Genomic DNA, 17,908 nt, shown 5'->3' on the forward strand with positions numbered 1-17,908 from the left:
CAAACCGCGGTCGTTGGCGATTGTGCTAGACCAGTGCGTCGATGTGCTTACGTTGAATGAGCTGTTCGTGCGCTCGGCCTGCGACGATGGTTGGCCTAACTGGTCTAGCGGTGCGTTGACGGCTTTGGGTGCGCTCGGGCCGGCCGCTCGTATGCTGTCGCGATGTCGCGCGGGGTACTCTCCTGACTGGAAGGTCGTGAAAATGAAGGTGTACGACGTCGGAGGGGTCACCGTCGATCGCCGCACTTTGCTGCGGTTGTTGACGATGGCCGGTGCCGGTGCGACCCTCGCCGGCTGTGCGCTCGGCGGTGGTGGCGGCGGCAACAAGCAGGCCGCCGCCGGTGAGAAGACCAGCCAGAACCCACTCGGCGTACCAGCCGACGCGCCGCTGGAATGGTTCGATTTCGACGGTGGTTATGGCACCGCGTGGCGTAACGTGCCCAAGAGCACCTACCATGGCCGTTTCCCCAAGGCCGCGCTGAACTTCCACGGATCGCAGAATCTGCAGCAGGTGCTGCAGCCGCGCTTCGTCCAGGGCACGCCGCCGGACCTGTGCGGCACCAACACGCTGGACGTCGGCGCGCTGGTCAGCCAGAACCAGCTGACCGAGCTTTCGCCGCTGATGAGCGCGCCGGCGTACGACACGCCAGGAAAGACCGTGCTGCAGAGTCTGTTGCCGTCGGCTTCTGGTTTTGGGCTGTATGATGGAAAACGCTTCGGTCAGTCGTTTATTTACGGCGTCACCGGCATCTGGTACAGCAAAACGCTGTTCGACCAGCACGGCTGGACGTATCCGAAGACCTGGGACGAGATGATCTCGCTGTGCGGCAAAATCAAGGCCGCCGGCATCGCGCCGTGGACTTTCCAGGGAAAATATCCCGGCTATATTGGCAATGTCATCATCGTGATGGCGCAGAAGGTGTCCGGCAACAAGCTGATGGTCGACGTCGACAACCTGGTGCCGAACATCTGGCGCGACCCCGGCATGATCGCCGGCGCGACCGCTGTGCAGGAGCTCATCTCCAAGAAACTCATCCTGGAAGGCTCGGCCGGCCTCACGCACACGCAGTCGCAGACATACTGGGCGCAGCGCAAGGCCGCGTTCATCCCCTGTGGCTCCTGGCTGGAAAACGAACTCGGCGCGATCGCGCCGAAGGACCTCGGCATGACCGTGGCTCCGACGCCGAGCCTGTCCGCCAGCGACAAACTGCCGTTCGAGACCATCCAGGTCAACGCCGGCACCGACTACATCGTGCCGGCGCAGGCGAAAAACCCGCTCGGTGCGATGGAGCTGCTGCGTATCATGCTGTCGAAGAAGGTCGCGACATATTTTTCCCAGCAAACCAAGGAACAGGTCGTCGTCGCCGAGTATGCTGACAACCTCAACCTGTCGAGCGCCTTCAAATCGCGTACCGATGTGCTGAACAAGGCCGGCACCAACATCCTGCGGTCCTTCCGCTATACCGAGTGGTATCCAAAAATGGCGAAGGACATCGACAACGCCACGGCCTCACTGATGAACGGTGAGCTGACGCCCGACGCATGGAGCAAGCGGTGCCAGGCGGCGGCGGACGCGACCGCCAAGGACAGCAGCGTCAAGAAATACAGGCGGGACCCGTCGTCCTAGGGTTCAGGCCGCCTCACCTGCATTGTCGGCCACATGAGCCACACCAGCACCATTCCGGCCATCGCTGGATGTTCGCAAGGCCCCCTTACGTGCGCCAGACGCACGCAAGGGGGCCTTGCTACCAAATCACAAACCGGCAACGCGAACATTTAGCGCTATAGCAAAAATCGTCGGCATTCACACCGACGGGTTGCTCCCAAAACGCGACCTGGCAAGCCTGCAGTCACCTCACCACCGCACCAACTTAGATGTCCCGCATTTCGTACGTGGTGTGGACCAGGAGTGTGGCTGGGGCGCCGGAGGTGCCGTGGCGTCCCGCTCTGTGGCGAGAAGGTCCATTATGTGGGACGCGAAGGCACATGGAGCGCTAAATGTCCGGCTTGAGAGGTTCGTAGATGGCATGAATGTCGAGTTACTTGCGGTGGACGCAAGAAACAAGGCTTTCACGCCGCCGCGATCATCAGAGGCTGTGACCGGTGTGACTGCTGAGGCTGACAATGCTGGTGTGACTGCTGGGCTGTACCAAATGTTCGTTTTGATGTCTTGCTTAACAAGTATTACGCAGCCGAGCCGCCTCACCTGCATTGCCAGCCACAGTAGCCACATCAGCACCCCGGACGCTGTGATGGCGTCCAGACCGACGGGTTGCTTCCCATACGTGACCGAGCAAGCCCAGAAAACCCAGCCCCGCCCACAACCGCCGCCCGCATCCCCCATGCACACCGATTGGCATCCACGCGGCCCCTCCCTTGAGGTCGCCCTCCGCGCAGGAGCGCCCGCCGCGCAGGCGAAAAACCCACCGCCCACCCAACGCAACAACCAAGAGACGCAACCACCTCCCAAACGCAACAAGCGGAAAACGTAACCACTTCCCCCATGCAACAAGCAGAAAGCCCCAATCACCTCACCACCGCACCAACCGGAAACCCAATCACCTCATCAATTCACTAACCCACTCTCAGTCACAACATTGGAGCCACGGCACCCCGCGTATCCACGCAAGGTGCCGCACCCACACTCTCACCCGCACGTACTCCTCGCTGCCAGCCCCGCAAACCTCTGCCCTATCCACAACAAGGAATTCGGAATAGTCGAAAACAGGTTCACGACGTGCTCGGGCACCGGGTAGTCCTGATACTGCACCGTCGCACCTTTCGCGCACCAGCTCCGGTATGTCGCAATGTTGTACTCGGGCCGGATCAGCTCATCCAACGGCGACTGCTGGAAAAGCACCGGCGCCTTCGGCGCGGCTGTTCCGGTGCTGTTGTCGCGGAAAAGCGGCTGCGTACGCGGATCGTTCACGATGTCGACATCCGTGTACGTCGACACCTTCTGAAAGGCGTTGGAGGCGACCAGTTCCACCAGGCACTGCTTGCCGATCCGCGATTCGAGCTGCTTCCCCTTGTCGTTGAACAGCGGATTCACCTCGGGATACTGCCGGGCCTGCCCAACCAGCGCGCCGAGGACGAAACCGGAGGCGAAGCCGCCGTCGGTGCCCTGCAGGGTTTTCTTGAGGTCGCCGGGAAAATCGCCGACGGCCCAGCCTTTGACGTTGAGCTCGGGCGCGTACGACCCTTCCAGCTCGGCGGCCCAGGCGCTGGCCTGACCGCCACCGGAATATCCCCAGCCGGCGACCGGTGTGCCGGCGCCGAGGCCGGCCTCTGGCAGGCTCAGCGCGGCGCGGATGCCGTCGAGGGTGGCGTGGCCGGCCATCGGGCCGACCGTGAACATCATTCTGGGGCCTTCGAAATCGGTGATCACCGCGGCCCAGCCGTAGGACAGTGGCGTCCAGATGCCGGTGGAGTCCAGCTCGGTGCTGGTGCGCAGTTGGTATGACGGATTGCACGAAGTGCCGAGGCTGTCGATGGCGACCTGATACGACAGCAGCGGCCGCCGGCCGGGATACGGCGTCAGTGGCACGACGACGGTGCTGACCGTGGCGGTCGGCGCGCCGATGCCGTCGTTGGTGCGGACCAGCACCTGATAGACGCGCGCCGGCACCGGGATGCCGTACGTGCTCGCCTGCACCTCGCGTTTGCGCAGGATGGCGCCGGGCGCGCTGTTCTGGTAACCGGCCGGTGGCTGATAGAACGGGTCCTGGTCCGGTGGCAGGACCGCCGCCGACGCAGGTGCTGTGCTGGCTAACGTGGCTCCGATCGTGAGCAGGCTCAGCGTTGTGGCGAGCACGAGAGCAAACGCGCGCCACCGGCGTCCGGACATGGGACCTCCCGGGAAGGAGCGGTAGAGTAATACATCTGTATTACTATTGAGTGATACAGGAGTATCAATCACGGTTCGGGGATGTGTCAATGGCCGGTCGCGTACGAGGTGCTCAGCAGGAACGCAGTCGGGAGCGTCGCGAGGCGCTGTTGCGTGCCGCGATCGAGCTGATCGCCGAGGGTGGCACGCGGTCGGTGACGCACCGCGCGGTGTCGGCGCGCGCAGGCCTGCCGCCGGCCTCCGCCGGCTATTACTTCACCACCAGCCAGGAGCTCATCGAGCAGGCCTTGCGGTTTCACGTGCGAGAATGGTCGGCCTCGCTGTCCGCGGTCATCGATGGCGCGGCCAAGAGCGCCACGTCCGTCCGGCAGTTTGGCGAGCGGCTGGTACGCGCGTTGATCGCCGGCGAGCAGGGCGTGAGCGTCGCCGTCTACGAGGTTTATCTGGAAGCGGCGCGAAATCCGGCGCTGCGCGAGGTCGTCCAGGAGTCGATGGCGGCCTTCGAGGAGGTCGCCGCCGGCCACCTGAGCCGGCTCGGTGCGCGCGATCCGCGTGGCGCGGCCAAGTCCTTCGTCGCGATCGTGGACGGTTTTGCCTTGCACCGGCTGGCGAATCCACTGCCGCACGAGGAGCACGTCGAGGCGCTGCTGGTGACGATGTCCGGCATGCTGCTGGCGCACCGCCTCGATCGCGACGAGCTCTTTCGCCGCATCGACGAGGTCAGGTGATGATCTCGGTCGGGATCACGACGCGGCGCGGCGGCATGTCATGGTCGGCGTCGGCGCGGCCGAGCCGGTCCATCAACAGCTCGGCCGCGCGCCGGCCGATCTCGTCGGCGTCGTAGCCGACGACGGTGACCGGCAGCAGGTCGGCGAGCTCGAAGTCGTCGAAGCCGGCGACCGCCGGACCGCCGTCGAAGGCGCCGGTGCGCAGATGGATCGCGCGCAACGCGCCGAGCGTGTTTCGGTTGTTGGCGCAGAAAAACGCCGTCGGCGGATCGTCGAGTGCCAGCAGCTCCGCGGCCGCTGCCTCGGCCTCGGCAGTCTCGCGCTGACCACGGCGTACGAGCCGGTCGTCCAGCCCGACACCGGATTCCTCCAGTGCCACACAAAAACCGCGAAACCGCTCCGCGCCGGTGTAGACCGCCGGGGGATTGCCGAGAAAAGCGATCCGCCGGTGGCCCGCGGCGGCCAGTTTCGCGGTGGCCGCTCGCGCACCGCCGAAGTCGTCGACGAGTACGCAGTCGGTGCTGATGCCGATCGGCGGTCGCGCGGCCAGCACGACCGGCACGCCACCGAGCGCCTCCGCGGTGAGATGCGAATGATCCGAACCCGCCGGCACGACGATCACGCCATCGACCTGGCGACCGACCAGGTCGGCGATCATCTCGCGCTCAGAGCGTGGATCCTCACCGGTGTTTCCCAGCACCACACGCAAACTGTGGCGCGCGGCGACCGCCTCGACCCCGAGCGCCAGCCGCGAATAGAACGGGTTGCCCAGGTTGGTGACCACCAGGCCGAGCAGTCCGGTCGAGCCGCCGACGCGCAGGTTTCTGGCCAGCTCGTTGCGCCGATATCCGAGCTTCTGCGCGGCTTCCCGGACGCGCGTACGCGTCTCCGCGCTGACTTTGGCGTCGCCGCGCATCACGCGCGACACGGTCATCGGGCTCACGCCGGCCAGCGCGGCCACGTCACGGATCGTCGTCGGCATCAGCGCGCCGCCCATGCCGCCGCGCCGAGCAGGGCGGCATCCGGATTGTTGGCCGCCACGCTCGGAACGCCGAAGGCCAGCAACGGCCCGATCACGTCCCACGAGCCGGTCATCGCCCCGCCGACCACCGCGATCTCCGCGCCAAACCGGGAAAACCACGGCGCCAACGTGTCGCTCAGCAAGCCGAATGCGGATTCCAGCACGTCACGGGCCGCTTGCTCGCCGTCGCGCGCACGGCCGGCGATCACGTCGACGTCCACGTTTTGCGCGTACGCGGCCATGATCGCGCGCCGCGACACGAAATCCTCGATCGGCCGTCCGCGCGCGGTCAGCCGATACGCGTAACCGTCCGGCGGCACGGTCGGTCCACTGTGGACGGCCACACCGTCGGCGAGAAACGCAGAGCCGACGCCGGTGCCGAGCGTCAGGCCGACGACCCGCCGGTGCCCGTGCGCCGCGCCGGCCAGCCACTCGCCGCGGCCGAACGCCACCGCGTCGTTGCCAAACTCGATCCACTGTGGACTCGGCACGATCCGTTTTCGCAGCTCGGTGCGAAAATCCCAGCCGTCGAGCCGGTCGAACTTGCCGACGCCGGTGTAACGCGCGATGCCGTCCGCGTAGTCGAACGGACCCGGCAGCGCGACACCCCAGACCGCGTCGATCGGGGCCTCGACGGCGTTGGCGCACGCCGCGATCGTGTCGAGGATCTCGTCCGCCTCGCCGTCGGCGGCCAGCGGCCGCTTGTCGCGCGCGACGATCTGGCGCGCGTCGACCAATGCGGCGGTCACGTGCGTGCCGCCGATCTCCAGCACCGGAACCACTGTCACGGAACCCATGCTTTCACTACGTGCACCGGTTCGTCGCCAATGACCCGCACTTCGTACGGTCCGACCGCCGCTGGCACCACCAGCGTCTCGGCTCGCGCGAGCCGGTGCGTACGGGTGGCCGTCTCGATGACGACGGCGGCACCGGCGGTCACGTTGAGCACGTGGAAATGGCCGGCGGTGTCCTGCTTCGCGGCGTGACTCGGCGCGATTTCCAGTCGCCGCACCTCGTAGAACATCTCGTCGAGCGCGCCGACGACCAGCTCGCTCCACCCGTCGCCGCCGGCGACCTGGCGCGGCCGCTGCACCAGCTCTTCGCCGACGCGCCGGCCGATCCGCTCGGTCTCCAGGTTGGCGAAGCCGTGCTCGTACGGCAGCGGCCGCGGCTTTCCGTCCAGACCGAGCCGCAGCCAGTCATAGAACCGCAGCGAGTAAAGGTAAGGCGTGGCGCTGATTTCCAGCACGACGTTGCCGGCGCCGCTGGCGTGCGGCGTGCCGGCCGGGATCATGAACAGTTGGCCCGGCTCGGCCGGGAAGGTCTGGACGTGCTCGGTCACCTCCACCGGCTCGGCGCGGGTGACCGCTCTTTCCACCTGTTTGCGGAAAACCTCGGTGTCCACATCGGACCGCAGGCCGAGGAAGACCCGCGATCCCTCGCTGCCGTGCACCAGATAGTAGGTCTCGTGTTGCGTGTACGGCCAGCCGAAGACCTCGCGCATGTAGCGCTCTTTCGGATGACAGTGCAACGACAGGTTGTCGCCGCCGTCGGTGTCCAGATAGTCGAAGCGGATCGGAAAGGACGTGCCGAAATCCGGTCGCGCGGCTCCCATCACCTCGTCCGGATGCAGCACGACCAGCAGCTGGAACGGCACCTCGACCTGCGCGGTCGCGGAGTTTCCGAGCAGGATGCCGCTTTCCGGCGCGATCAGCTCATAGCCGAGCGCGGTGTTGGTGGCATCGGGCGAAAAACCGAGCTCGCGCTGAGCCCAGTGACCACCCCACGGCGTGCTGTTGAAATACGGCCGGGTACGCACCGGTGATGTTGCCAGCACGGCAAGGCTTTCCCGCAGCGCGTCGCCGCTGATCGACCGCATGCCTTCCTGCAGGTCGATCCACCTGTCGATCCGCGGCGCGATCGCGTCGCGGTGCGCGTCCAGGATCGGCCAGTCCACGAAGAAAAGCCGGCGCAGCGTCGCGTTTTCGGTGCCGAGGTTGACGCCACGGCCAGCCGCGATGTCGGCTTCGGCGTAGCGCTTGGGGATGTCGGCGTACCAGAGCAGGTCGGTGGCGGCGAGCGCGGCGCCGGGGCCGCAGACGATGCGTACGTCGGTGCCGGCCGGCGGCGCCAGCGGCTCGCGGAACAGGTCGGCGAGGCCGGCCGCCGGCAGCTTGGCGAAGTGTGGATCGCCGGTCAGCGGATCGCTCTCCGTGCGCGCGACGATCGTGTGCCACGGCGCGTACGCCTCGCGAGTGTCCAGGACTGTCACGTCGCGGTCGACGAAAGTGCTGGTCAGAGTGGTTATCACGGCATCCCACGGCAGGTTGGCCGGGCCGTCCAGCGCGAGCGTGAACGGCGTTGCCGGAAGGCTCGCGACCGCCGCCGGCCAGCCGTCGACCACGCTGCCGCCGGCCACCGGATAGCGCGGCTCGCGGTCGTACCAGATCGCATCCATGAGTGCATGTTAACGATAACTGCCGCAGCATGGCGATGCAGTTGCTCAAATCACCACCGAGTGGACGGAAAATCAGGAAAGAACGGTCAAGGGGTTGTGGCGGCGTCGATGGTGACGTTAACTTGCGCTCATGACCACACGCCGGAGCGTGCTAGGAGCCGGCCTCGCGCTGTCTGGGACCGCACTGGCGACCGCGGGTTGCGGCGTCGGGTCCGTGACACCGCCGGGGACGGTCAGCATCTACACCGACAATCCCGGTTGGAACGCCAGCCTGCAGGCCGGTGGTGCGGTGCTGCGGCGCCGGACCGGTGTCGGGCTGACTCCGCAGGAGTTACCCAGCACGACCTCGTTCCAGCAGGTCATCAAGGCGTCCCTGCGGACGAGGAAAACGCCTGACCTGATCAAGTGGTGGTCCGGCTATCGGTTGGAGGACCTGGCGCGTACGGGCGGCGCCACCGACCTGACCGACATCTGGTCCGCGGCCGAGAAAAACGGCTGGGTCCGGCCGACCCTGCGGCCGGCTTTCACCTCCGGCGGCCGGATCTACGGCCTGCCGATGAACCTCGCGTTCTGGGTTGTCTTCTACAACCCCAAGATGTTCGCCAAGCATGGTGTCGGCGTGCCGAAGACGTGGGCCGAGCTGGAGGCGGCGGCCGCGCTGTTCGCCTCTCGTAAGATCACGCCGTTTTTCGGCACCACGGCCGGACGCTGGCCGGCGTTCATCTGGTTTCAGGAGATCGTGTCCAAACTGGACCCCGATTTCTACGAGCGGCTGATGAGCGGCAGGGCGCGCTACACCGATCCGACCGCCGTACGCGCGATGCGGCTGTGGAAGTCGCTGCTGGACCGGAAGTGGTTCACCCCGCTGGACACCTCGGACAGCGACGCGGCTTCCCTGCTGAAGCAGGAAAAACTCGCGATGCTGCCGTTTGGCACCTTCATCAACACCAACTTTGCCAAGAACGGCATGAAACCCGGCGTCGACGTGCAGGCGTTCGTGCTGCCGACGGTCGATCCGCAGACGCCGCGGTCCGTCATTTTCGAGGCGTCCGCGCTGATGTTGCCGCGCAAGGCGCCGCGCCGCGAGGCCGCGTTGCGGCTGATGCGGCAGTGGTTGGCGCCGGAGGCGCAGACGGCTTTCACGTACGGGCTGCAGGACGGGTCGCCGGATCCGTTGGTGAAACCGCCGAACCCATTGGTTGCCGGCCTGTTGGAGCAGACCAGGAACGTCCGGCTGCTGAACAGGTTCTGGGAGTCCAGTCCGCCGGCGCTGGTGGAGAGCGCCGTCGACGACCTCGGCAGTTTCCTGCTCGATCCCTCGAGCTATCCCACGGTGCTGCAAAACCTGCAGGACAAGGCGGACGCCGAATGGGCCGTCTGGAGGAACGACTCATGACCCAGACAATCGCGCGACCGGACCGGCTCACCAGCCGGCCACGGATCGTACGGCCACGCAGCAGCACGCAACCGGTCGGCCGCGCCGCGTCGATCCCCTTCCTGGCGCCGGCGGTCATCTTCGTCGGCGTGCTGCTCGTCTATCCGTTCCTGGCCAGCGTGTGGTCGAGCCTGTTCGACGACAACGGATTCACCCAGCGGTTCGTCGGCCTGGACAACTTCGGCAAGCTCGTCGCCGACCCGATTTTGGCGCGGTCACTGCTCAACACGCTGATGTGGGTCGTCGGCACGCTGGTGCTGCCGGTGGTGCTGGGCCTCGCGATCGCGGTCGCGTCCAACTCGCTGTCGCGGCGCTGGGGTGCCTTCGTACGCGGCGCGATCGTGTTGCCGTACGCGATCTCCGGCTCCGCGACGGCCGCTCTTTGGCATTTCCTGTTGGAAAGTCACGGCGCGGTCAACCAGGTCCTGAACACGGTCGGTCTCGGCGGCCTGACCACCAGCTGGCTGTTGAACTGGCCGCAGAACACGCTGTCGATGATTGTCGCGAGCACCTGGCAGGCGACCGGCTTCAGCGTGATCCTGTTTCTGGTTGGCCTGCAGTCGATCCCGCGGGACACCGTGGAGGCGGCGTCGATCGACGGCGCCGGCGGCTGGCGGATGTTTGCCAGCATCATCTTTCCGCAGCTGCGGCCGGTCACCGTCGTCGTGGTCGGCATGGCGTTGGTGAACAGCCTGAAATCCTTCGACATCATCTGGGTGCTGACCCAGGGCGGTCCGGCGCGTACGTCCGAGACGCTCGCGTTGACCATGTATCGCGAGACTTTCCTGCTGTTCCACGTCGGATACGGCTCGGCCGTGGCGGTGCTGCTCACCGTCATCGTCATCGCCGCCGCGTGGCTCTATCTGCGTACGCAGCTGCCGCGAGTGAGGTGATCGGCATGGGTCGCGTGTTTCGCAACGTGTTTCTCGGCATCTGTGTGGTGCTGTGGATCGCACCGCTGTGGCTGCTGGTGGTGAACACGATCGCACCGGCCGACACCTACGCGGAGGATTCGCCGCAGTGGTGGCCGGACGGCTTCGGCCTGCTGGGAAACCTGGCCAGGGCCTGGACCGAGGCGGGGATCGGTGCCGGATTCGCAAACAGCGTTCTCTATGCCGTCGTGTGCTCCGCCGTCGCCGTGCTGATCGCGACGATGGCCGGCTTCGCGGTCGTGGTGTTGCCGGTGCGCCGGCCGGTGTTGTGGTTCTGGTTCATCTATTCCGGCACGCTCTTCCCGCTGCAGATGTTTCTCGCGCCGCTGTTCGGCATGTACGCCGAGTCCGACCTCTACGACACGCAGCTCGGCCTCGGCCTGGTCTATGTGGCGCTAGCCATCCCGTTCGCGTTTTTCGTCGTACGCAACCAGTTGACGACCATCCCGGCCGAGCTGACCGAGGCGGCGCAGCTCGACGGCGCGAGCTGGTGGCGCATTTTCGGCAGCATCCACCTGCCGCTGATGCGTACGGCCATGCTGGCCGCCTTCGCCTTCCAGTTCACCTGGGTCTGGAACGACCTGCTTTTCGGCATCACGCTGGCACGCAGCCCGCAGGTGACGCCGGTGATGGCCGCGCTGGCCAGCCTGTCCGGCAACTACGGCAGCGTGCCGACACCGGTCATCCTGACCGGTGCGCTTATCGTGTCCATTCCGACCATCGCCATCTTCCTCGGATTCCAGCGAGCCTTCGCTCGCGGAATCGGCGCCTCTCTCTAGGAGACTGATGACCACCCGTTCGCTGGTCCGCGCGTCCGTCTGGGACGCCGACCGGGTCCGCACCAGCCTGCGCGACTCCACGGTCGCCGCCGAAGCCGTTGTCGGCGGCCGGAAAGTCCGCGCGTACGTCGAGCCTTTGCTCAAGGACGACGGAAACGGCGGCCTGCTGCAGTCGATCCGGCTGGACGCCCAGGTTTCCCGGGTGGACGTACGCACCGAGAGCGGGCAGGCGGTCGCAGCCTCGGTGATCGACGGACCGGCGGGCGTACGCGTGCTGGTGCCGGCCGTCGACGCTGCCCAGCGGCTGTCGTTCGCATTCCCGGAGCTCGGCGGCGAGTCCGTCTGCGTGACCGTGACACCGCAGCGGCAGTGGACGATCCACCTGATCCATCATTCGCATCTGGACATCGGTTACACCGATCCGCAAGGCACCGTGCTGCATGAGCACCAATCTTTTCTCGACTCGTGCCTGGATCTGGCCAGGAGCACCGACGACTGGCCGGACGACGCACGGTTTCGTTGGTGTGTCGAGGCTCTCTGGTCGCTGCGCCAGTGGACGACCGCGCGGCCGGCGGCGCAGGTGGAGGAGTTTTTCGAGCGCGTACGGCAAGGCCGCATCGAGCTGACCGCGATGCCGTTCAACCTGCACACCGAGACCTGCTCCACCGACGAGCTGCACGAGCTGCTGCGGCTTTCTCGTGAGGTGGCCGACAAACACGGCATACGGTTTTCCTCCGCGATGCAGACCGACGTGCCAGGAGCCGTCGTCGGACTGCCGGACGTGTTGGCCAGCAACGGCATCCGATATCTGTCGGTCGCGCACAACTGGGCCGGCCGGTCGGTGCCACATCTGGTCGGCGGCGACCGGCTGCCGCGGCTGTTCCGGTGGCGTACGCCGGCCGGCTCGAGCGTTTTGGTGTGGGTGACCGACACCCCGCACGGACTGGCCTACATGGAAGGTCCGATGCTCGGTTTCGACACCAACTACCAGCTGGTCGACGACCTGCTGCCGGCCTATCTCACGTCGCTGGCCAGCAAGCCCTATCCGTACGAAGGCGGGGTTTTCGGCTGGCCGCTGGCCTCCGCGCCGAGCGAGCGCGAGCCGTATCCGTGGGACATCCTGCACCTGCGCATCCAGGGACATTTCGCCGACAACGCGCCACCGCGGCGGATCATCGCCGAGACGGTCAGGCAGTGGAACCAGACCTGGGCCTATCCGCGGCTGCGGCTCTCGCGTAACGAGGATTTCTTCGTGGACGCGGAAAATCGGCTGGGCGAGGCGATCCAGACCTTCACCGGCGACTGGTCGGACTGGTGGGTCGACGGCGTCGGCTCCGGCGCGCGACCGCTTGCTTTGACGCGGCGCGCGCAGGCCACCGTCGCCGACGCCCAGACGGTTGGGGCGCTGGCCACTGTGTACGGCGCCGCCGGCGTTGAAGACGCCAGGGACATCTACGAAAACATGTCACTGTTCGACGAACACACCTGGGGTGCCTCGGATCCGTGGACCGACGGCGAGGAAGGTGGCGACTCGGGCGAAAAACAGTGGCACTGGAAGTATTCGAAGGCGCTGGCGGCACACGACGACGCGCTGGCGTTGCTCGACCGCGCTGGCGCGCGCCTTGGCAGCCGGTTGCCGTCCGACTCCGACGCGCTGCTGTCCTATTGGGTCGTGAACACGTGTTCCTGGCAGCGCACCGAGATCGTACGCGCGTTCCTGCCGGAATCCGTTGCCGCACTGGACGCGCCGGTGCGGGTGCGAGACGGACGCAGCGGTGCCATCCTGCCGCATGACGAGCAACCACAGACCAACCCCAACCACCGCGACGCCGGCCGGTTTCTGCTCGTACGCGTCGACGACGTGCCGTCAGTCGGCGCCGTACGGCTGGACGTCCTCGCCGCTGACGAGCAGCCGGAACCGGCTTCGGCGGTGGCCGGCACGGTCATGGAAAACGAGTTTCTGCGTGTGGAGGTCGATCTGGCCACCGCCGCGGTGTCGTCCATTGTGGACAAGGCGACCGGCCGCGAATGGGTCGACCGGGATTCTTTGGTCGGTTTCAACGCCTACGTCTATGACCGCTATGCGTCGACCGGTGGATTCAACCATCTTTCCAGCCGTACGGAGGCGGACGAGGCGCTGAACCTGCTCGGTGAGCGCGGCGTCGCCGAGCATGCCGCGCTGGTGTCGCACACGTCCAGTGCCACCGGCTCGGAGCTGGTGATCCAGTCGACGGCGCCGGGTACGCGACGGTTGTCGACGACTTTCCGGCTGCCGGCGGGAATCGCCCGGCTGGACATCGAAAACCGGATCGCCAAGAACGCCACAATGGTCAAGGAAAGCGCGTATTTCGCCTTTCCGTTCGCCGCGTCCGATCCGGTCCTGCGGGCCGAGGCGACCGGCGGCGTGACCGGCACCGGCCTGCCGGTCGTGCCGGGATCGGCGCACCACATGCGAGCCGTTCGGCGCTGGGTCACCGTACGATCCGGTGACGCGACCGCCGCCTGGGCCACGCAGGACGCTCCGTTGCTGCAGGTCGGCAACATCGCGCTGCCGTACGCGCCGTTTCCGCCGACGTTGCCGGCGGACCAGCCGGCCACGCTCTATTCCTGGGTCCACAACAACCTGTGGGACACCAACTTTCCGTCGCAGCAGGCCTTCGACATGGTGTTCCGCTACAGCGTCGCGGTCGGCGGCCAGGTGCGCGGTCACCACGTGTCGGCGGCCGGCAGCCGGCCGCTGCACGCCGTACGCGCCGCCGGTCCGGCCAGCGCGGCGGCCGACTTCTCGCTGGTCGGCATCGACGACACGCGCGTCCGGCTGGTCGGCCTGACCATACCGTCGGACGGTCGTGTGCTGCTGCGCCTGCAGTCCTTCGCGGAGGAGCCGACCACCGTCGCGGTGACCCTCGGGTTCGGTGTTCGCGCAGCGTACGAGGCAAGTTACCTGGGCGCCAGCGGCGCGCCGATCGAGGCGAGCGACGGTCGCCTGTCGGTGTCGCTGCCGCCACTGTCCACCTCGGCGATCCTCGCCGAACTGTCCGATTAGCCGATTGTTTTTGCCGTCTTTCACCCCGACGACACTTAAGGCAGAGTAAAGTCGGAGCCCCCGGGCAGGGGAAGACGGAGTCACGCGTGAGCGGGGACCACAACCGCGAGCTGTTCTTTCGCGTACTGGGACCGTTGTCGATCGACGTGCGAGGAGTCGCGCGAGCCCCTGGCGGCGCGCAGCGGCGGGCCGTGCTGGCGCTGCTCCTGTTGGAGCGCGGCCGGTCGGTGTCGGTGGACCGGATCATGTTCGAGCTGTGGGGTGACCGGGTGCCGGCATCCGCGAAAACGCAGCTCCACGGCCATGTGTCGACGCTGCGGCGGCTGCTCGCCGGCGGCATCGTCACGACCGCCAACGGATATCTGTTGGACGGCGGCGAAGTCGACGCGGAGCTGTTCGCGGCCGGCGTCGCGCAGGGGCGGGCGCTGCTGGCGGCCGGCGACGCGGCGCAGGCGGCGGCGGCGTTACGCGCGGCGCTGGATCACTGGCACGGCCCGGCATATGCCGACGTGACGGCCGAAAGCGTACGCGCCGCGGCGACCCGGCTGGAGGAGTCGCGGCTGCTGGCGCTGCAGGACCGGATCGACGCCGAGCTGATCCTCGGCCGGCACGCCGAGCTGGTCGGTGAGCTGTCCGAGCTGGTCGCGGCCGAGCCGCTGCGCGAACGGCTGCGCGGATCGCTGATGACCGCGCTCTATCGTTCTGGCCGGCGGGCCGACGCGCTCGCGGCTTATCTGGCCTGGCGTACGGTGTCGATCGAGGAATACGGCTGCGAACCAAGTTCGCAACTGCGGGCGCTGCACGAGGCGATGTTGCGCGACGAGGTGGAGCAGCCGGCGCGACGGCAGTCGTTCGAGCGGATTTTGGCGCCGGCGCAGCTGCCGGTGGCACCTGGCTCGTACGTCGGGCGTACGGAGGCGCTGGCCGAGCTCGACCGGCACCTGCACGAGGTGGCCGGCCGTGGTCCGTCGCTGGTCGCGATCGTCGGTCCGGCCGGACTCGGCAAGACCGCGCTGGCCACGCGCTGGGCTCACCAGATCGCGGCGCGTTTCCCGGACGGCCAGCTTTACCTTGATCTGCACGGATATTCGCCGTCGCCGGCGGTGTCGCGGTGGCAGGCGCTGGCCAGCCTGCTGCGTTCGCTCGGCGCCACGCCGGACCAGATTCCACCGTACGAGGAGGAAGCAGCCAACCTCTATCGCACTTTCCTTGCCAACCGGAAGGTTCTGGTCTTCCTGGACAACGCCGCCAGTGCGACGCAGGTGCGGCCGCTGCTGCCGGCCGGCACCGGCAGCATGGCGCTGATCACCAGCCGCGACCGGTTGACCGGCCTGGTCGTCGAACACGGTGCGCACCGGCTCGCGCTGGACCGGTTGGCACCAGCGGAGTCCAGGCGGCTGATCGGCGCCGTACTCGGTGACCGCGCCGCCGCCGAGCCACATGCCGTCGACCGGCTGTGCGAGCTGTGCGATCACTGGCCGCTCGCTTTGCGTATCGCGGCGGCGAATCTGCACGACAATCCCTACAGCACGATCTCCGGTTTCAACGAGCAGGTGAGCGCGGGCCCGCTGCGGACGCTGCAGCTGACCGGCGACGAACATGCCGGCGTGAAGCTGGCCTTCGACCTGTCATATCGCGCGTGCCGCGTCCGCGAGCAACGCACTTTCCGTTTGATGGGTGCGATTCCTGGCACCGACATCGCGCTGCCGGCCATCGCCGCGCTGACCGGCACCGACGAGGAGGCCGCGCGGCAGTCGGTCGAGCTGTTGGTTTCCGCGCACCTGGTGGAAAGATGCGGTCCGGACCGCTATCGGATGCACGACCTGATCCGCACGTATGCGCAGGACTGCGCCAATGCCGAGGAAACTCAGGAAAATCGCGCGGCGGCGGTGGAGCGGCTGCTCACCTGGTATGTGCGGACGGCCAACGCGGTCGACCGGCTGATCATGCCGCGCCGGCCGCGGCCGCACCTGACCGGCGCCGATCCGGCTCGGCCACCGGTGGTCTTCGGCTGTGTCACCGACGCCGTACGGTGGCACGAGGCGGAGCGCGCCAACCTGTTGGCCGGCGTACGCGAGGCAGAGCGGCTCGGGCTGTGGGAAGTCGTCTGGCGGTTGCCGATCGCCAGCATTGCCTTCTATTACCGCAACAACCACGCGGCCGAACTCAACGAGATGGCGCACATCGGCCTGGCCGCGGCCAACCGGATCGGTGACCGGCTGGCCAGAGCCAGCTCGCTCACCGCGCTCGGGCTTTCCTACAGCGACTTGAGAAACTATGGCAGGTCCATCGGCTGCCTGCGGCTGGCGCTGCGACTTTGGCCGCAGATCGGCGATCCGTGGGCCGAGGAGATCGCGCTCACCGGCCTGGCCGTCGCGCTGCGCAAGGCCGGCCGGCCGGCGCAGTCGATCCCGTACTTCCACCAGGCCATCGCGGTCGCCGACCAGATCGACGACTCCTGGGGGAAAGGCATCGCGCTGCACAACCTCGGCGAGGCCTATCGCAACCTCCGGCTCTATCCGGAAGCCTTCGAATATTACGAAAAGTCGATCAGGGTGCGGCGTGAGCTGAACGAGGCGCACGGTGAGGCGTGGGTCCTGCACGACCTCGGACAGGCCCATCTGGATCTCGGCCGGCTGCGTGACGCCGAGCGATGTTTCCGCCGCGCGCTGCGATTGCGGCGCGCGGTCGGTGATCGTCATGGCGAGGCAACGACGCGCTATGCGCTCGGTGAGCTCGCGTACGCACGTGACGAGCCGGACACCGGCAGCGATCACTGGCAGGCGGCGGCCGGCCTGTTCCGGCTGGTGGACCCGGTCCGTGCCGCCGAGGTGGAGGCCGCGCTGCTGACCGCGTGTCGCTGACGCGGATCTGTTGAGCCTCGAGTAATCGTTGAGGCCCAACAGAAACGGAGAGCCTGTGTCCTTCCTCGAGACGACCCGCATCGCGTACGACACCGTTGCCGAGAGCTATGCTGAGTTCATCGAGGACGACCTGCCCAACCGGCCGGTCGAGCGCTCGGTGCTCGGCCTGTTCGCCGAGGTCGCCGGTGGTGGGCCGGTCGTCGAGGTCGGCTGCGGACAGGGCCGCGTCGCCGCGCATCTGGACGCGCTCGGAGTCGACGCCGCCGGCATCGACCTGTCGCCGGAGATGATCGCGCAGGCCAGGAAACGCTATCCTGGCCTACGATTCGAGGTCGGCACGATGACCGCGCTCGACCTGCCGGACGCCGGCCTGGCCGGCCTGGTCGCGTGGTATTCGATCATTCACGTGCCACCGGCGCTGCATCCGGATCTTTTCCTGGAATTCCGCCGGGTGTTGCGGCCAGGTGGTTTCCTGTTGCTCGCCTTCCACGTCGGTGACGAGACGCGCCACGTCACCGCGGCATACGGCCACGACAATCTCTCGTACGACGCCCACCGCCTGCCACCGGAGCGGGTCGCCGACCAGTTGGTGGAGGCCGGTTTCGCGATGGTCGCGCAAACCATCCGCCAGCCGATCGGCTGGGAACCGATGCCACAGGCATTCCTGCTCGCCACTCTCGGCACCGACTAATTTTTGGACGATTTCGTCGCTTGCCGCGACGGCGCCTTGGCCGATGACGTCCCGGTAAGTGGCGAGAAGGTCCGCCATATGGGAATCCATAGCACCTGTAACGCTAA

The 17,908-nt window shown here is 67.0% G+C and carries 12 protein-coding genes; 8 read left to right on the plus strand and 4 right to left on the minus strand.

Annotated elements, in window-relative coordinates:
* Window positions 1–202 precede the first annotated feature (202 nt).
* A complete protein-coding gene (ngcE, locus tag GNX95_RS21230) occupies window positions 203–1,627 on the plus strand; it encodes an N-acetylglucosamine/diacetylchitobiose ABC transporter substrate-binding protein (RefSeq protein ID WP_163509141.1) in 1,425 nt (474 codons plus the stop codon).
* A 1,020-nt stretch (window positions 1,628–2,647) separates the two neighbouring features.
* Here the strand turns inward: ngcE and GNX95_RS21235 are convergent.
* Window positions 2,648–3,847, minus strand: coding sequence for a lipase family protein (locus GNX95_RS21235; RefSeq protein ID WP_163509142.1), 1,200 nt, complete (start codon window positions 3,845–3,847; stop codon window positions 2,648–2,650).
* Between the two features lie 89 nt (window positions 3,848–3,936).
* On the opposite strand from GNX95_RS21235, the gene GNX95_RS21240 reads away from it, so the two are divergent.
* Window positions 3,937–4,575 (plus strand): TetR/AcrR family transcriptional regulator, encoded by a 639-nt coding sequence (locus tag GNX95_RS21240; protein ID WP_163509143.1) that lies wholly within the window; start codon window positions 3,937–3,939, stop codon window positions 4,573–4,575.
* Here the strand turns inward: GNX95_RS21240 and GNX95_RS21245 are convergent.
* The 3 genes from GNX95_RS21245 to GNX95_RS21255 are packed head-to-tail and all read right to left on the minus strand — an operon-like array spanning window position 4,568 to window position 8,054.
* Entirely contained in the window at window positions 4,568–5,557 is a 990-nt protein-coding gene (locus GNX95_RS21245) for a LacI family DNA-binding transcriptional regulator (protein ID WP_222853793.1), read from the minus strand. The genes GNX95_RS21240 and GNX95_RS21245 overlap by 8 nt on opposite strands.
* The gene (locus tag GNX95_RS21250) at window positions 5,557–6,384 is read right to left on the minus strand and encodes an ROK family protein (RefSeq protein ID WP_222853794.1); all 828 of its coding nucleotides are present in this window, start codon (window positions 6,382–6,384) and stop codon (window positions 5,557–5,559) included. Before GNX95_RS21250 ends, GNX95_RS21245 begins: the two co-directional genes overlap by 1 nt.
* The gene (locus tag GNX95_RS21255; protein ID WP_163509146.1) at window positions 6,381–8,054 is read right to left on the minus strand and encodes a class I mannose-6-phosphate isomerase; all 1,674 of its coding nucleotides are present in this window, start codon (window positions 8,052–8,054) and stop codon (window positions 6,381–6,383) included. The genes GNX95_RS21250 and GNX95_RS21255 overlap by 4 nt, the downstream gene beginning before the upstream one ends.
* A 130-nt stretch (window positions 8,055–8,184) precedes the next feature.
* Here GNX95_RS21255 and GNX95_RS21260 point away from each other — a divergent pair, with 130 nt between their 5' ends.
* The 6 genes from GNX95_RS21260 to GNX95_RS21285 all read left to right on the plus strand — a co-directional run bounded on the left by GNX95_RS21260 (window position 8,185) and on the right by GNX95_RS21285 (window position 17,801).
* Window positions 8,185–9,450: an ABC transporter substrate-binding protein gene (locus tag GNX95_RS21260; RefSeq protein WP_222853795.1), complete on the plus strand. Its 1,266-nt coding sequence runs from the start codon at window positions 8,185–8,187 to the stop codon at window positions 9,448–9,450.
* The gene (locus tag GNX95_RS21265) at window positions 9,447–10,382 is read left to right on the plus strand and encodes a carbohydrate ABC transporter permease (protein WP_187369668.1); all 936 of its coding nucleotides are present in this window, start codon (window positions 9,447–9,449) and stop codon (window positions 10,380–10,382) included. The genes GNX95_RS21260 and GNX95_RS21265 overlap by 4 nt, the downstream gene beginning before the upstream one ends.
* 5 nt (window positions 10,383–10,387) lie before the next feature.
* A complete protein-coding gene (locus tag GNX95_RS21270; protein ID WP_163509148.1) occupies window positions 10,388–11,200 on the plus strand; it encodes a carbohydrate ABC transporter permease in 813 nt (270 codons plus the stop codon).
* Between the two features lie 7 nt (window positions 11,201–11,207).
* A complete protein-coding gene (locus GNX95_RS21275; RefSeq protein ID WP_163509149.1) occupies window positions 11,208–14,246 on the plus strand; it encodes a glycoside hydrolase family 38 N-terminal domain-containing protein in 3,039 nt (1,012 codons plus the stop codon).
* A gap of 86 nt (window positions 14,247–14,332) precedes the next feature.
* Window positions 14,333–17,110: an AfsR/SARP family transcriptional regulator gene (locus GNX95_RS21280; RefSeq protein WP_163509150.1), complete on the plus strand. Its 2,778-nt coding sequence runs from the start codon at window positions 14,333–14,335 to the stop codon at window positions 17,108–17,110.
* A 55-nt stretch (window positions 17,111–17,165) separates the two neighbouring features.
* On the plus strand, window positions 17,166–17,801 hold the full coding sequence (locus GNX95_RS21285) for a class I SAM-dependent DNA methyltransferase (protein ID WP_163509151.1): 636 nt from the start codon (window positions 17,166–17,168) through the stop codon (window positions 17,799–17,801).
* The last annotated feature ends 107 nt before the right edge of the window (window positions 17,802–17,908 follow it).

Origin of the sequence: Fodinicola acaciae (assembly GCF_010993745.1) — a bacterium.
Taxonomy (GTDB): domain Bacteria; phylum Actinomycetota; class Actinomycetes; order Mycobacteriales; family HKI-0501; genus Fodinicola; species Fodinicola acaciae.

What these genes read in the sequence shown, in the direction of transcription:
- GNX95_RS21240 (WP_163509143.1), top strand. Translation starts at nt 3,937, where the DNA reads ATGGCCGGTCGCGTACGAGGTGCTCAGCAGGAACGCAGTCGGGAGCGT.
- GNX95_RS21255 (WP_163509146.1), bottom strand. Translation starts at nt 8,054, where the DNA reads ATGGATGCGATCTGGTACGACCGCGAGCCGCGCTATCCGGTGGCCGGC.
- GNX95_RS21245 (WP_222853793.1), bottom strand. Translation starts at nt 5,557, where the DNA reads ATGCCGACGACGATCCGTGACGTGGCCGCGCTGGCCGGCGTGAGCCCG.
- GNX95_RS21260 (WP_222853795.1), top strand. Translation starts at nt 8,185, where the DNA reads ATGACCACACGCCGGAGCGTGCTAGGAGCCGGCCTCGCGCTGTCTGGG.
- GNX95_RS21265 (WP_187369668.1), top strand. Translation starts at nt 9,447, where the DNA reads ATGACCCAGACAATCGCGCGACCGGACCGGCTCACCAGCCGGCCACGG.
- GNX95_RS21270 (WP_163509148.1), top strand. Translation starts at nt 10,388, where the DNA reads ATGGGTCGCGTGTTTCGCAACGTGTTTCTCGGCATCTGTGTGGTGCTG.
- GNX95_RS21235 (WP_163509142.1), bottom strand. Translation starts at nt 3,847, where the DNA reads ATGTCCGGACGCCGGTGGCGCGCGTTTGCTCTCGTGCTCGCCACAACG.
- GNX95_RS21275 (WP_163509149.1), top strand. Translation starts at nt 11,208, where the DNA reads ATGACCACCCGTTCGCTGGTCCGCGCGTCCGTCTGGGACGCCGACCGG.
- ngcE (WP_163509141.1), top strand. Translation starts at nt 203, where the DNA reads ATGAAGGTGTACGACGTCGGAGGGGTCACCGTCGATCGCCGCACTTTG.